Genomic DNA, 13,237 nt, shown 5'->3' on the forward strand with positions numbered 1-13,237 from the left:
TTCCGCATCGTCTTGACTCCCGTCCTCCGGTGCGGCCACCCTAACCGACATGAGTGTCGGAAAAACGCGAGCCGCGGGCGGCGGACGACCGCCGCGGCGCGGAGGCGGGCCCCGGACCGGGCGCCGCCCGGTCTCGATCGCCGTCGTCGGCAGCGGGTTCAGCGGGATCGGCCTGGCCATCGCCCTGAAGAAGGCGGGCTTCGAGGACATCACGATCTTCGACAGGGCGGACGGGCCGGGCGGCGTCTGGCGCGACAACACCTACCCCGGCGCCGCCTGCGACGCGCCGTCCCACCTGTACTCCTACTCCTTCGAGCCCAAGTCCGACTGGGCGCGCCGGTTCGCCGAGCAGCCCGAGATCCTCGCCTACCTGCGCCACTGCGCCGACAAGTACGGCCTGACGCCGCACTTCCGGTTCCGCACCACGGTCACCGACGCCTACTTCCACGCCGAGACCGAGCGCTGGCGCCTGCACACGAGCGACGGCGAGGTCCACGAGTTCGACCTGTTCGTCGCCGCATGCGGGCAGCTGTCCAACCCGTCCGTGCCGCGCCTGCCCGGACAGGACCGGTTCGGCGGGACGATGTTCCACTCCGCCCGCTGGAAGCACGACCACGATCTGGCGGGCAGGCGGGTCGCCGTGGTGGGCAACGGGGCCAGCGCGATCCAGTTCGTCCCGCTCATCGCCCCCGCCGCCGAGCGGCTGACGGTCTTCCAGATCGAGGTGCACTGGATCAGCCGCAAACCCGACCGCCTCTACCCGCGCTGGCGGCACGCCCTCAACCGCCGCCTGCCCGCGGTGCAGCGGCTCTCGCGGCTGGGCGTCTTCCTGTGGTTCGAGTGCGTCCTCAACCCGGCGCTGATCTCCCCGCGCGGCCGCCGCGTCCTGTCGCTGCCCGTCCGCCTGCTGTGCCGGTACGCGCTCCGGTCGGTCCGCGATCCGGAGCTCCGGCGGCGCCTCACGCCCCGCTACGAGCCGGGCTGCAAGCGCATCCTCACCTCGAGCGAGTACTACCCGACGCTCAACCGCCCGGACGTCGCCGTGGTGGACAGCCCCATCGTCGAGCTCACCCCCGCCGGGGCCCGGACCGCCGACGGCGGCCGCCACGTCTTCGACACCCTCATCTGGGCCACCGGGTTCCGCTCCCAGGACTTCGTCGCGCCGATGCGCGTCTTCGGCGCCCACGGGCAGGAGCTCAACGCCGCCTGGAAGGACGGCGCCCGCGCCTACCTCGGTCTCGCCGTCACCGGCTTCCCCAACTTCTTCCTCATGTACGGGCCGAACACCAACGTCGGGTCCGGCTCCATCGTCCACATGCTCGAAAGCCAGGCCGCCTACATCGTCCAGGCGGCCCGCCTCCTCGCCGGCGGGGTGACCTCGATGGACGTCCGCGCCGACGTCCTCGACCGCTTCGACGCCGCCGCCCAGGACCGGCTGTCCACCTCCGTCTGGAACCAGGGCGGCTGCGACAGCTGGTACCTGGACGCCGACCACCGCAACACCAACAACTGGCCGGGCTCCATGACCGGCTACCGCCGCCGCACCCGCCGCCTCGATCCGACCGACTACCACCTCGCACACTGACGGAAGGGGACCGCCATGGCCGGCCTCGGCGCCAGCGAAATGCTCATCATCCTGGCCGTCGTCCTGCTGCTCTTCGGTTCGGCGAAACTCCCGCAACTGGCCCGCTCGCTCGGACGCTCGGCACGCATCCTCAAGACCGAGACCCAGGGCCTGTACGACGACGAACCCGCCGACCGCCCGGCCGAGGGCGTCCCGCAGCCGCCCCCGGGACGGCGGGCCGCCCTCCCGCCCGGACGTCCATCGGGCACGCCCGCCGAATACGGCGAGACCGAACGATCGGGCTAGCGGGATCCCCTGCCTCATCGCCACCTGGAGAACCCGATGTCAACGCTGAACAGCGGAACAGACGCCCGGCCGGACGCCGACCGGCATCCCTACGACTACTACTACCGGGAAGGCATGCTCCTGCGGCCCCCGCCCGAGACCGCGGCGGTCTCGCCGCTCTGGCTGACCGAACCGCACATCGAGCAGTTCTCGCCCTGGATCCCGGTGCGGGCCGTTCCCCTCCAGACACCGTTGACCCGGTTGTTCGACGATCACCGCTGGCAGGGCGACGAAGTGATGGACGCCGTCGTCCTCGCCTTCACCAAGACCGGGATGTCGCGAGGCCGCCGGATGTTCGACCAGGCACTCGACCACGGCATCGACACGGTCGCCGACCCGCCGCCCGCGCTCGTCGACCTGTTCCGCCGCCTGGACGATCCTCCCGACTGGTTCGACGCCGGCGCCTGGGAGCGGGGACGGCGGCTGTGGATCAACGCGTCCCTCTCCGGCAAGCTCACCATGATGCTCAGCGACGCCATGGGCACCTTCGTGGGGGCCGAGGTGTCCTCCGCGACCGGTCAGACCCGCCGGTTCCTCGCCGACTTCCGCAGACGCGAACTGGAGACCGTCACCTGGTTCCACAACGTCACCCGCCCCGGTGGTGCCGACCGGCACTCCCCGGTCTTCAAGAGCATCGTCAAGGTCAGGCTGATGCACGCCCAGGCACGACTCGCACTGCGCCGGATCTGGGGCGACGAGCACTTCGCCCGGCACGGCAACCCCATCTCCAACGCCATGACCATGGGGGCGGCGGTCACCTTCGGGCTGCTCCCGCCCTTGTTCGACCACGCGCACGGCCGCCGGATCGCCCCCGCCGACCTGGACGACGTCATGCTGTACTGGGCCTACATCGCCCACCTGATGGGCGTGGCCGACGAACTCGTCCCGCGGAACGCCGTCGACGGCCTGCGGATGGCCCACCACATGATCCTCACGGCGGGCGGCCCGACGGAATGGACCGACATCACGGTCAAGGCCGCCTGCGACCACGTCCTCAGCGGCAACCCGGTGCTGCGGCGCCTGCAGGTCCACGGCGCGGCCCCGCTGCTCGGCCTGGTCTCGGCCCTCACCGGCGAATCCCTCGTCCGGGCCCTTCTCCGTGCCTCCCCTTTCGCGACGGTGCGCCTCCAGCCTTGGCAGGGCATCGCCCGATGCCTCGTCCACCTCAACGTGGCCATGCGCCGAGTCGGCGACCGCCTGCCGAACGCCCAACGCAGGATGGAGGCGCGAACCCGCGACGGCGACGCCTGGCAGTGCAGGGGCGTCGCCATGGTCTCCAAGATCGCCGCCCGGTCCGGAGTCACCGGCACCCCGTACGACCACCACGACGGCAGCGTGGGCTGACGTTCAGGTACCCAGCCCGGTCCAGAGCAGCCGCATCGCGCCTTCGACCAGCATGGACCTGGGCATGTCGGGGTTGCGCTCCCACCACTGCGCCACCCCGTCCAGCCCCGAGATGATCAGCTCGACCATGGCCTCGGCGATGGGTTCGCCGGGCTCGACCCCCACCGTGCGGATGTCGTCGGCCAGCAGCGCCGTCACCGCGCGGGTCCGCGACTCGCGGATGCCCTGCCGGACGATCTGGACCTCCGGGTCGTCCTCGCCGGTGCGGTCGAACAGCAGGCGCCGGGAGTCGGGACGGCTCTGCGCGAAGCTGAAGTAGGCCTCGATAGTGGAGCGCATCCGGTCCTCGGCGGTGCCGGACGACCGGATGCGGGCCCCGACGTACTCGATCAGCGAGGCGTTCTCCTCCTGCATCACCGCCAGGAGCAGGACGCGCTTCGAGGGGAAGTGGTCGTACATGACCGTCCGCGCCACCCCGGCGGCCGCCGCGATCTCGCCCAGGGACGCGCCGTGGTACCCCTTCTCGGCGAAGACCTTGACCGCCGCCGCTGTGATCAGAGCCCTGCGGGCCGGCGCCCGCAACCGCGGCTTGGGAGCGGCATCGGCCATCGCTGCAGTTCCTCCGTAGGACGGTGAACGACCATTATGGTCCCTGGCCAGCCCGAACCGCGCCCGCCGACGGGGAGGACCGGCGCCCTTCGCGCCGAACTCGCAGACGGAACGATGTCGAGAACCCGCCGACCGCTCCGACCGACCTGCAGGGGAGCCGCCGGTGCATGCGGCGGCGCCCATCGGGTTCGAAGGAGAAGGCAATGTCACGCAACATCGAGACCGTCAACACCTACCTGGACGGCTTCCGCAAGAACGATCACGAGCAGATCCTGTCCTGCCTGACCGACGACATCGAGTGGACCGTCTTCGGCGCCTTCCGCCTGACCGGCAAGGCGGCCTACGACAAGGCCATCGACGGCCCGCCCGGACTCCTCGACCCGCCGCGCCTGGAGGTCGTGCGGATGGTCGAAGAGGGCGATGTCGTCATGGCGGAACTCACTGGGACGGTGGAGCGCGCCGCGGGCGGCGAGATGCGCATGTCCATGGCGGAGGTGTTCGTCATGCGCGACGGCAAGATCGCCGAGCGCCGCGCCTGGGTCGTCGAACTGAAGGAGAACGACCACCGCTGACACGGCGTTCCGCCTGTGATGAGTTCTCGTCGGGGCGTGAGTCCTAGGTGCGGACGTGATGGCGAGCCTGGGAGAAGCCGTGAGTGATGTGTGGCCGATGGTGCACGCGGAGCGTGCCGCGCTGATCGAGGACCTCTCGCACCTCGATGCCGAGCAGTGGGAGGGACCATCGCTGTGCGACGGGTGGACGGTGCATGACGTGGTGGCCCATCTGGTCGCCACGGCCCATACGACGCGCCTCGGTTTCGTCGTCCGCCTTGCGCAGGCCCGGTTCGACTTCCACCGGCAGAACGCACAGGGAGTGGAGCGGGAGCGCGGTGCTTCTTCGCTGCCGCTTGCCATCTCCGGGCGACAAGGGGCCCTGGACGAGTTCGCCGGATCGGGGGTCTCCGCCCTGGCGACGGCCGCCTGAGGCTTCGCTTCCGGGAAACGGGCAGCGGAGCGTCAGGCGGCCACGCCCTTCGCCGTCGGCGGTGTGCGGGACGTCGGCTAATTGACCGCGACGCCCTTCAAGCGGAGCCCTTCATGGCCGGACCAGGGGAAGTCGATGTCCACGGTCCGGGCCTCGGCCGGAAGCCGGTAGACGCCCGAGTAGGTCACGCTCTCCCCGGGGTCGAGGACCTTCTTCGCGTCACTGCGGATCAAGGAGGCGCAGACGCATTCCTCGCTCGATGCGCGCAACGGGTAGTACCAGACGCCACTGGCCGTGTCGAGGACGGAGATTCCGTCAGCGCTCTGCGACGTGGGCGTCATCATGTCGTGGTACTGGAGGTCCAACTCGAACGCCGAGCCCACGTCCGCCTGGGACTTCCCGTTGTTGCGGAGCGTCCAGACGAAGGTGGTCAGGCCTGACTGGTCGCGATGCAGGGAGTTCACTTCGACCTGCAGGCTCTTGGCCTCCGGCGCGGTGAAGGCCGCCGTCCTGGACGAGGCCGGCTTGCCGGGCGTCCAGCGGTAGGGCTGCCCGCCCGCCGTGGTGGGAGGAGGCGGCGGCATGGTGAAGCTCGCGGTGACCCGGCGGTTCTTGCGGCGCCCGCTCTCGCTGTCGTTGGACGCCACGGGGTCGGCTGATCCGTGTCCGGCGGTCTGGAAGGTGACGCCGGTGCGGGTGACCAGCCGCTTGAGCCGGTCGGCGACGGCCTTGGCGCGCCGCTCCGACAGCGGTCGGTTGATGGCGTCGTTGCCGCTCGAGTCGGTGTAGCCGTCGATCTTGACCGTGCTGCCGCGGGACGAGTCGACCTGCTGGGCAACGCCGCGCAGGAGCTTGTCGGCCTGCGGTGTCAGATCGGCCTTGTTCAGGGCGAACAGCACGTCCGACGACAGCCGCACGGCACGGTTGTCGCCGTCGTCGTCCACGGACTGGTCGTCGCCTTGGGCGACCCCGGCCACGGTGAGGATGCGCGGCGGCGCCAACGACACCGAGGCCGGGTCCTTCTGGTCCGGCAGCGCCCGCAGCGGGCCGTCACCGATCGGCACGTCCTGCATCGGCACGGTCAGGGGGAGCGTCACCGTCACCCTCTTCACCGCGGCGGGCGGAGCGGGGAAGACCGCGTAGACGTCCAGCGAGGCACCGGGCGGGAGCCCCTCGGCGCCGAGCGCGGTGCACAGGCACGTGCCGTCGGCCGTCCTCAGCGGCATGTAGAGCTTGCCGCCGATCCCGTCGAGCAATCCGATCCCGTTCGCCTCCAGACTGCGGATGTCGCCCTCACGGCCGCCCTCGAACAGACTGATCCGCAGCTTCAGTTCGCTCTGTCCATCGTTGACGACGCGGAATTGCCCCGTGACGGTATTGGCGGAGGTCCTGCTCAGCTTCAGGAGTTCGACGTGCGCCGGGCCCGAGTCGTGCGCCATCGGGACCGCGAAACCGGCCTCGGCGGCCGCCTTGCCGGTCTTCTCCGGGCCGCCGGAATCATCGTCACCTCCATCCCCGCATGCGGAGATAGCCAAGAGAAGGGCTAACGCCCCCGCTCCCACGCGGCAGGCTCGGGCCTGCCCCCGACCACGTTCACGCATTTCCCTGCTCCTCGTTCCCTTGAAAGGGTGGTGATACCGGCGGAGGAGCGCCTTGACGGCGGCTCTTCCATGTCCCCGCTGCCAGCGGTCAGCGGAGTGCCTCAATGAAGCGGTGCGCCTCCTCGCGCTGCATGCCGGTCTCGGCGCAGACGAGCGCGATGGCCGATTCGTAGTCTCCGGCGGCCTTGAAGGCCCGTACCCGGTCCGACAGCACGGGCCTTTCCCCGGGCGGCTCTGCGGGGACCCAACCGGCTCGGACGGCGTCGACGTACTCTTTGGCCCCTCTCGTCCCGAGAGAGGTCTCCCGCTTGACGAGTTTCACCGCGTCCTTCCCTCTTCCTTCAGCGATCAGCGCGCGCGCTTTGGCCTGGACGTCGACCGGAACCGACCGCGCATACGCCTCACCTTTGAGGCCGTCCACGTAATCCTTGGCCTCTTTGAGCCCGAGCCCGGTGACCTGCCGGATCAGCTTGATGGCGGGAATCATGTCGCCTCCGGCGACCAGGGCGATCGCCTTCTCCCTGGCCTCGGGAATGACGTACGGGACGGGCTGCTTCACTCGATCACTCCTCCGTAGGCGGTCGCCCGATTCTCGTGCGGCGACTCGTGCGGACGAAAGCGGACGAACCCTTTGACGGTCGCGCGCTGAATACGGTTGCCAGGCTGATACCTGTCGGCCCTCTCACCCGCGCTCGTCCAGAACGGCCGGCGTGGCGGGGAGGTATGGCCTCAGCCGATGCCTGCCGATCGCTACGCTGTTCCCAAGGATCGGGGAGCACGGCGCAGAGAGAGCGCGGCATCCGGGGCGGTACGAGCGGAACGGCGGGTGGGACGGCTGAAGGGGGCGACGGAGCACTCTCCGCGTCAGCGCGTCCTCCGGGCGGTGTTCGGCCTGTGCGTGCTTTTCGGCCTGCTGGCGATGCACGGCTTCGAGGCCGCTTCGAACCCGGCCGACATGAGCGGCGTTCCACTGACGTCCATGGCGGCCGGGCACGCCACCCCGGTCGGGGGCGCGATGGCAGAGCACCATTCGCCTCATGGTGAGGGAACGGGCGGTCACCACTCCGACCACCCCGACCATCCCGGCGGCCAGCTCTGCCTGGCCATGCTGACCGTGCTCGCGGTCGCCGCGGCCATCCTGGCGCTGCACCTGCGGGCGTCGCCCGCCGTGGCCGCGCCCCGGTCTGCACGGGTCCGGATCCTGCTGGTGGGGCGGCCGCCGCCGCGACCGTCCCTGCATCGGTTGAGCGTGCTGAGGCTGTGACAGGTCTTCGGCGATGCCCGCCTGGGCGTCGTCGCCGACCACCGATCACAGATCTCGACACGAAAGGCACACCACGATGAAGCGAGCGTTCGCGCTCGTGACCGTCCCGGCCATGGCGATCGCTCTGGCCGCGTGCGGTGACGGCAAGGACTCCCACGGAACGACGGGGCACTCGACGTCCGCGAGCTCGTCACCCGCTCCGGGCGGCGCGCAGGCGGGCCGGCACAACGGCCAGGACGTCATGTTCGCGCAGATGATGATCCCGCATCACCGGCAGGCGGTCGAGATGGCCGACCTCGCGGCCGCCCGGGCCTCCTCCGCGGAGGTGAAGTCCCTGGCCGCCGAGATCAGGAAGGCGCAGGCGCCGGAGATCGAGCAGCTCTCCGGGTGGCTGAAGGACTGGGGCGCTCCGGTTCCCTCACCCGGCATGACCGGCATGGGCGGCATGCACCATGGCGGCACGGACGGCATGATGAGCGAGCAGGACATGAAGGAGTTGAAGGCGGCCAAGGGCGAGGCGTTCGACAAGGCGTTCCTGGAGATGATGATCGAGCATCACGAGGGCGCCGTGGCCATGGCCAGGACCGAGCAGTCCGCCGGGATGTTCCCGCCGGCCAAGCGGATGGCCGGGAGCATCGTCTCCTCGCAGACCGCCGAGATAGCGAGGATGCGAACCCTGCTGAAGCAGTAACGGCCGTCCTGCGCGAGGCGGGTGGGGCCGCGCCCCGCCCGCCTCGTTGCAGTCCTCGCCGTATGGTGCGCTCCTGCTCGCGCACTGCGAGGCGGGCGCGGGACGGGTCAGCGCTTGCGGCCGATGCCCCCGTACATGTGGACGTGGGCGTCCGCGACCTCGGACGCCGCCTGGTCGGGGTGCCAGTGGTTCACGAGCACGATGCCCGGGTCGAGGATCTCCAGGCCGCCGAAGAAGCGCTCCACCTCGGGCTTCGTCCGCGCCACCAGCGGGATGCCGTTGGCGTTGTAGGCCGCCACGCCCGCCGCGACCTCTTCCGGTGCGCTGTCGGCCGTGCAGGTCGACAGCGCGAGCATGCTGCCCGGAGCCAGGGGCTCCATCAGGCGGTCGATGATCCGCTGGACCTCGGCGTCGTCCGGCATGAAGTGCACGATCGCGATCAGGCTCAGTGCGACGGGCAGGCTCAGGTCGAGGGTCTCGCCCAGGCGGCTGGAGCCCAGGATCGCGTCGGGATCGAGGAAGTCGGCGTCGAGGTAGGTGGTCCTGCCCTCCGGCGCGCTCGTGAGCAGAGCGCGGGCGTGGACCAGGACGATCGGGTCGTTGTCGACATAGACGATCCGCGACTCCGGCGCGACGGCCTGGGCCACCTCGTGCAGGTTGGGGGAGGTGGGGAGCCCCGTGCCGATGTCCAGGAACTGCCGGATGCCGAACTCATCGACCAGGCGGCGGGTCATCCGCGCCATGAAGTTCCTGTTGGCGCGCATGGATTTCGGGAGGTTGGGCCAATCACCGACGATGTTCGCCGCGGCCGCCCGGTCCGCCGGGTAGTTGTCCTTGCCGCCGAGGATGTAGTCGTAGACCCGGGCGGAATGGGGGATCTCGGTGTTCAGGTCCACCTGGTCTTCGGTCACGTCTGCCCCTCGGATCGTCCCGACTGCCGCCCAAGATCACTCTAGAGGCCGCATCGGCGTCCGGCGCACGGATTCACCCGCATTCACCCCGCATTCACTCGCATCGGTGAGCCCGAGGCGGTGCCCATGCCGATGCCGGCCGCGGCCGCCGTCGCCCGCGGTCCCCGGCTGCCGCGGCCGACCGCCTCTCGCTCGGTCGGCCGACCGGCACGGTGCCGGCGGGAATCCCGGGCATTCCGCTTTCGGGTGTCCGCGAACCGTCAGGGAATCCTGCCTTCCAGGCCGCCCCGAAGACAATTGATCCGTCCTGGTGAGAGTACTGGAGCGAGAGTGGTCCAAGAACGCCTTCATTGAACGTGCAACCGTTCCGGGTGGCATCGCGGCCGCCGTTTTCGTCGAAATCGACGCCCGTGTTTCTCGTGTCGTCCGATGCGATCGACTTATGGCGAGGCGATCCGGATGGAGCCGTGGCCCCGATCTTCGGGGCCACGGCCATGATGGTCTTCCTGGCAGCTCAGAAGTGATGATCGCCAGTGCCGTGATCGACGACCTCCACGGCTGAAAAGCCAGCGAACCGCGTTCATCTGGCGAGCCGCCCAGCTCGGGCATACGGAGTAATCAACTCAAATCAAATTCCCTTTTAGGGGGGGCCGGTGGATTTGCAGAGTGCCTCGCAACAATCTACCTGCGGCCAGTAATTGATCGTCAATTCCTGGTTATAAGAAGAGTGTTCGCGCGGTTCTCCGAAAGGAACGCCCTTGATGACCCGCACCCTCGTCCCCCTCGTCCCCCGCTCCGCCGGGCCGGTCTCGCCCAGAAGGCGGGGCGGGACGACGTGACCGCTCTCGAAGCCGTCAAGGTCGGCGCCGGCGACGTCGTCCCCAACCACCGGCTCGGCGGCACCGTCCGGGTGCTCCTGTCGCCGGGCACGGCCCGGACGACGGCGGGCTTCATGGCGCTCCTCGAACTGGAGCCGGGTGAGCGCGTCAGCGAGCACTACCACCCGTACACCGACGAGCACGTCTACGTCTCCGACGGGCGGCTTCTCGTCACCGTCAACGGCGCGGAGCAGACCGTGGGCCCGCGGGAGTCGCTGCTGATCCGGCGGGGCGCCCGGCACCGCTACGAGAACCGCGGCGACCGGCCGGTTACGGCCGTGCTGTTCCTCGGGCCGCTGGCGCCGAGCCCCGAGATGGGGCATGTGGAGACCGCGGAGCCGCCCGGCGACGGGCCGCCCCCGTCGGTGGACGCGAAGCCCGGGCCGGCGATGGATGCGGCGCCGTCCGCCGCGGGCACGCGGGAGCGGGCATGAGCGAGTGCCCGGCCCGTCCCGTCGCGATCACCGGGATCGGGGTCCTGGCGCCGGGCGCTCCGGGCACGGGCGGGTTCTGGGAGACCGTCACCGGCGGCAAACCCGCCTTCCGCACGATCACCGCCTTCGAACCGGGGCCCTTCCGGTCCCGGGTGGCGGCGGAGATCGACTTCGACGCCGGCCGGCACGGGCTGACGCCCCGGCAGCGGCGCCGGATGGACCGCGCCGCCCAGTTCGCCGTCGTCACCGCCCGCGAGGCCCTGGCCGCCTCCGGGCTCGGCTCCGGCGGCCTCGACCCGGCCCGCACCGGCGTGGTCGTCGGCAGCGCGGTCGGCTGCACCGGCTCCCTGGAACGCGAGTACAGCGTGGTCAGCGACAGCGGTCGTCTCGCGGTGGTGGATCCGTCGTACGGATCGCCGCACCTGCCCGACTACCTCGTCCCGACGTCCGTGGTCCGGGAGGTCGCCTGGGAGGTCGGCGCGGAAGGCCCCGCCTGCATGGTGTCGACCGGATGCACCTCCGGACTGGACGCCCTCGCGCACGGGGTGGAGATCATCCGCGAGCGCGCCGCGGACGTGGTGCTGGCCGGGGCGTGCGAAGCCCCCATCTCCCCGATCACGGTGGCCTGCTTCGACGCGATCCGGGCGACCTCCCCCGACAACGACGACCCCGAGCGGGCCTGCCGCCCCTTCGACGCCACCCGGGCGGGGTTCGTCCTCGGCGAGGGCGCGGCGATGCTGGTACTGGAGGACTCCGCCGCCGCCCGCGCGCGGGGCGCGCACGTCCACGCGGAGATCCGCGGGTTCGCGTCCCGCTGCAACGCCTACCACATGACCGGCCTGCGGCCCGACGGCGCGGAGATGGCGGAGGCGATCAGGAGCGCGCTGGCCGAGGCGGGCGTCCCCGCGAGCGGCGTCGACTACGTCAACGCGCACGGGTCGGGCACCAGGCAGAACGACCGGCACGAGACGGCCGCCTTCAAACGCGGGCTCGGCGCGGAGCACGCCTACCGGGTGCCCGTCAGCTCCATCAAGTCGGTGGTGGGCCACTCGCTCGGCGCGATCGGCGCGATCGAGGTGGCGGCGTGCGCGCTGGCCATCGAGCACGACCTCGTCCCGCCGACCGCGAACCTCCGGAACCGCGACCCCGAATGCGACCTGGACTATGTTCCGGTGACGGCGCGGGAGCAGCGGGTCGACACGGTGCTCACGGTCGGCAGCGGATTCGGCGGCTTCCAGAGCGCGATGGTGCTCAGCGCCCCGGGACGGTGGCCGGGATGACCGGGACCGCGGCGACCGCGAACGGGGAGCGCGCGGTCATCACCGGGCTCGGCGTGGTGTCGCCGAGCGGCCTCGGCACCGAGCGCCACTGGGCCGCGACGCTCGCCGGGCGCGTCGCGGTAGGGCCCATCACGCGGTTCGACCCGAGCGGCTACCCGGTGCGGCTCTCCGGCGAGGTCCCCGGGTTCGTCCCGGACGACCACCTCCCCGGACGGCTGCTGCCGCAGACCGACCGCGTCACCCAGCTGGCCCTGACCGCCGCCGAATGGGCGCTCACCGACTCGGGGCTGTCGCCGTCCCCGGAGGACTCGCTGCGCTACGGCGTCGTGCTGGCCAACTCGGCGGGCGGGTTCGAGTTCGGCGAGAACGAGCTGCGCAAGCTGTGGTCGGCGGGGCCGAAGAAGGTCAGCGCGTACCAGTCGTACGCCTGGTTCTACGCGGTCAACACCGGCCAGATCTCCATCCGGCACGGGCTGCGCGGCCCCTGCGGCGTCCTGGTCAGCGGCCAGGCCGGGGCGCTGGACGCGATCGGGCAGGCCGGCCGCGTGCTGCGCAGGGGCGCCGACGGCGTGCTGACCGGCGGGTTCGAGGCGCCGCTGTGCTCGTACGCGGTCACCGCGATGGCGGTCGGCCGGGACGCGACGACCGCTCCGCGGCTGTCCGCGGGCGACGACCCGGCGACCGCCTACCGCCCGTTCGCCGCCGACGCCACCGGGCACGTGATCGCCGAGGGCGGCGCGGTCCTCGTGCTGGAGCGGGAAGGCCGCGCCCGCGCCCGCGGCGCCCGCCACTTCTACGGGCGGATCGCCGGGTACGCCGCGACGATGGACCCGCCGCCCGGGTCGGGCCGTCCGGGGACGCTGCGCAACGCCGCGGCGCGCGCGCTCGCCGACGCGGGCGTCGCCCCGGAGCGGATCGACGTGGTGTTCGCGGACGCCGCCGGAAGCCCGGAGCTCGACCGGGCCGAGGCCGAGGCGCTCACCGCCCTGTTCGGCGCCGGCGGGGTGCCCGTGACAGCGCCCAAAGCGATGACCGGCCGGATGTCGGCGGGCGGCGCCGCCGTGGACGTCGCGACCTGCCTGCTGGCCATCCGCGACGGGCTGATCCCGCCCACCGCCGACGTCCGGCCCGACCCGTCCTACGGGCTCGACCTGGTCACCGGGCGGCCGCGGCCCGCCCGCATCGACCACGCGCTGGTCCTCGCGCGCGGCGAGGGCGGATTCAACAGCGCTCTCGTCCTGGCCGCGTGCACGCCCGCGAACCCGTCCGAGGCCGGACCACGCGGTCCGCGGACGTCCCGCGCCCCTTCCGGAACCGAACGCTGGAGCTGAG

General features: G+C 71.2%; 14 protein-coding genes. 10 read left to right on the forward strand and 4 right to left on the reverse strand.

The window, feature by feature from the left end:
* Positions 1-49: 49 nt before the first annotated feature.
* From ABWI07_RS14815 to ABWI07_RS14825, 3 genes are read left to right on the forward strand one after another with little or no spacing between them, the layout of a single operon-like run.
* Positions 50-1,585 carry a flavin-containing monooxygenase gene (locus ABWI07_RS14815; protein WP_353818854.1) on the forward strand — a complete coding sequence of 512 codons (1,536 nt, stop codon included), beginning with the start codon at positions 50-52 and terminating at the stop codon, positions 1,583-1,585.
* A 15-nt stretch (positions 1,586-1,600) separates the two neighbouring features.
* Complete coding sequence (gene tatA / locus ABWI07_RS14820; protein WP_353818855.1) at positions 1,601-1,870, forward strand: twin-arginine translocase TatA/TatE family subunit; 270 nt, start codon at positions 1,601-1,603, stop codon at positions 1,868-1,870.
* A 36-nt stretch (positions 1,871-1,906) separates the two neighbouring features.
* A complete protein-coding gene (locus tag ABWI07_RS14825) occupies positions 1,907-3,253 on the forward strand; it encodes an oxygenase MpaB family protein (protein ID WP_353818856.1) in 1,347 nt (448 codons plus the stop codon).
* Positions 3,254-3,256: 3 nt separating this feature from the next.
* Here ABWI07_RS14825 and ABWI07_RS14830 read toward each other — a convergent pair whose 3' ends face one another.
* The gene (locus ABWI07_RS14830) at positions 3,257-3,862 is read right to left on the reverse strand and encodes a TetR/AcrR family transcriptional regulator (RefSeq protein WP_149256988.1); all 606 of its coding nucleotides are present in this window, start codon (positions 3,860-3,862) and stop codon (positions 3,257-3,259) included.
* Positions 3,863-4,065: 203 nt separating this feature from the next.
* Between ABWI07_RS14830 and ABWI07_RS14835 the strand changes: the two genes are divergently transcribed.
* Positions 4,066-4,434, forward strand: coding sequence for a nuclear transport factor 2 family protein (locus tag ABWI07_RS14835; protein WP_353818857.1), 369 nt, complete (start codon positions 4,066-4,068; stop codon positions 4,432-4,434).
* Positions 4,435-4,492: 58 nt separating this feature from the next.
* Positions 4,493-4,846, forward strand: a complete 354-nt coding sequence (locus tag ABWI07_RS14840) for a maleylpyruvate isomerase family mycothiol-dependent enzyme (RefSeq protein ID WP_353818907.1) — start codon at positions 4,493-4,495, stop codon at positions 4,844-4,846.
* Positions 4,847-4,923: 77 nt separating this feature from the next.
* On the opposite strand, the gene ABWI07_RS14845 is transcribed toward ABWI07_RS14840, so the two are convergent.
* On the reverse strand, positions 4,924-6,285 hold the full coding sequence (locus ABWI07_RS14845; protein WP_353818858.1) for an OmpA family protein: 1,362 nt from the start codon (positions 6,283-6,285) through the stop codon (positions 4,924-4,926).
* A 250-nt stretch (positions 6,286-6,535) separates the two neighbouring features.
* The gene (locus ABWI07_RS14850; protein ID WP_353818859.1) at positions 6,536-7,006 is read right to left on the reverse strand and encodes a ribosomal protein L7/L12; all 471 of its coding nucleotides are present in this window, start codon (positions 7,004-7,006) and stop codon (positions 6,536-6,538) included.
* A 267-nt stretch (positions 7,007-7,273) separates the two neighbouring features.
* Between ABWI07_RS14850 and ABWI07_RS14855 the strand changes: the two genes are divergently transcribed.
* Positions 7,274-7,711 (forward strand): DUF6153 family protein, encoded by a 438-nt coding sequence (locus ABWI07_RS14855; RefSeq protein ID WP_353818860.1) that lies wholly within the window; start codon positions 7,274-7,276, stop codon positions 7,709-7,711.
* Between the two features lie 76 nt (positions 7,712-7,787).
* Positions 7,788-8,402, forward strand: coding sequence for a DUF305 domain-containing protein (locus ABWI07_RS14860; RefSeq protein ID WP_353818861.1), 615 nt, complete (start codon positions 7,788-7,790; stop codon positions 8,400-8,402).
* Positions 8,403-8,509: 107 nt separating this feature from the next.
* On the opposite strand, the gene ABWI07_RS14865 is transcribed toward ABWI07_RS14860, so the two are convergent.
* On the reverse strand, positions 8,510-9,313 hold the full coding sequence (locus ABWI07_RS14865; protein WP_235036496.1) for an SAM-dependent methyltransferase: 804 nt from the start codon (positions 9,311-9,313) through the stop codon (positions 8,510-8,512).
* A gap of 835 nt (positions 9,314-10,148) precedes the next feature.
* Between ABWI07_RS14865 and ABWI07_RS14870 the strand changes: the two genes are divergently transcribed.
* Genes ABWI07_RS14870 through ABWI07_RS14880 form a run of 3 tightly spaced genes read left to right on the forward strand, consistent with a single transcriptional unit; the run spans position 10,149 to position 13,236 of the window.
* Positions 10,149-10,625 (forward strand): cupin domain-containing protein, encoded by a 477-nt coding sequence (locus ABWI07_RS14870; protein WP_353818862.1) that lies wholly within the window; start codon positions 10,149-10,151, stop codon positions 10,623-10,625.
* Positions 10,622-11,905, forward strand: a complete 1,284-nt coding sequence (locus ABWI07_RS14875; protein WP_353818863.1) for a beta-ketoacyl-[acyl-carrier-protein] synthase family protein — start codon at positions 10,622-10,624, stop codon at positions 11,903-11,905. The genes ABWI07_RS14870 and ABWI07_RS14875 overlap by 4 nt, the downstream gene beginning before the upstream one ends.
* Entirely contained in the window at positions 11,902-13,236 is a 1,335-nt protein-coding gene (locus tag ABWI07_RS14880) for a ketosynthase chain-length factor (RefSeq protein ID WP_353818864.1), read from the forward strand. The genes ABWI07_RS14875 and ABWI07_RS14880 overlap by 4 nt, the downstream gene beginning before the upstream one ends.
* The last annotated feature ends 1 nt before the right edge of the window (position 13,237 follow it).

It is taken from the genome of Actinomadura sp. NPDC000600 (assembly GCF_040492135.1).
Classification (GTDB): domain Bacteria; phylum Actinomycetota; class Actinomycetes; order Streptosporangiales; family Streptosporangiaceae; genus Spirillospora.

What these genes read in the sequence shown, in the direction of transcription:
- ABWI07_RS14860 (WP_353818861.1), top strand. Translation starts at nt 7,788, where the DNA reads ATGAAGCGAGCGTTCGCGCTCGTGACCGTCCCGGCCATGGCGATCGCT.
- ABWI07_RS14880 (WP_353818864.1), top strand. Translation starts at nt 11,902, where the DNA reads ATGACCGGGACCGCGGCGACCGCGAACGGGGAGCGCGCGGTCATCACC.
- ABWI07_RS14830 (WP_149256988.1), bottom strand. Translation starts at nt 3,862, where the DNA reads ATGGCCGATGCCGCTCCCAAGCCGCGGTTGCGGGCGCCGGCCCGCAGG.
- ABWI07_RS14835 (WP_353818857.1), top strand. Translation starts at nt 4,066, where the DNA reads ATGTCACGCAACATCGAGACCGTCAACACCTACCTGGACGGCTTCCGC.
- tatA (WP_353818855.1), top strand. Translation starts at nt 1,601, where the DNA reads ATGGCCGGCCTCGGCGCCAGCGAAATGCTCATCATCCTGGCCGTCGTC.
- ABWI07_RS14845 (WP_353818858.1), bottom strand. Translation starts at nt 6,285, where the DNA reads ATGGCGCACGACTCGGGCCCGGCGCACGTCGAACTCCTGAAGCTGAGC.
- ABWI07_RS14840 (WP_353818907.1), top strand. Translation starts at nt 4,493, where the DNA reads ATGGCGAGCCTGGGAGAAGCCGTGAGTGATGTGTGGCCGATGGTGCAC.
- ABWI07_RS14815 (WP_353818854.1), top strand. Translation starts at nt 50, where the DNA reads ATGAGTGTCGGAAAAACGCGAGCCGCGGGCGGCGGACGACCGCCGCGG.
- ABWI07_RS14875 (WP_353818863.1), top strand. Translation starts at nt 10,622, where the DNA reads ATGAGCGAGTGCCCGGCCCGTCCCGTCGCGATCACCGGGATCGGGGTC.
- ABWI07_RS14825 (WP_353818856.1), top strand. Translation starts at nt 1,907, where the DNA reads ATGTCAACGCTGAACAGCGGAACAGACGCCCGGCCGGACGCCGACCGG.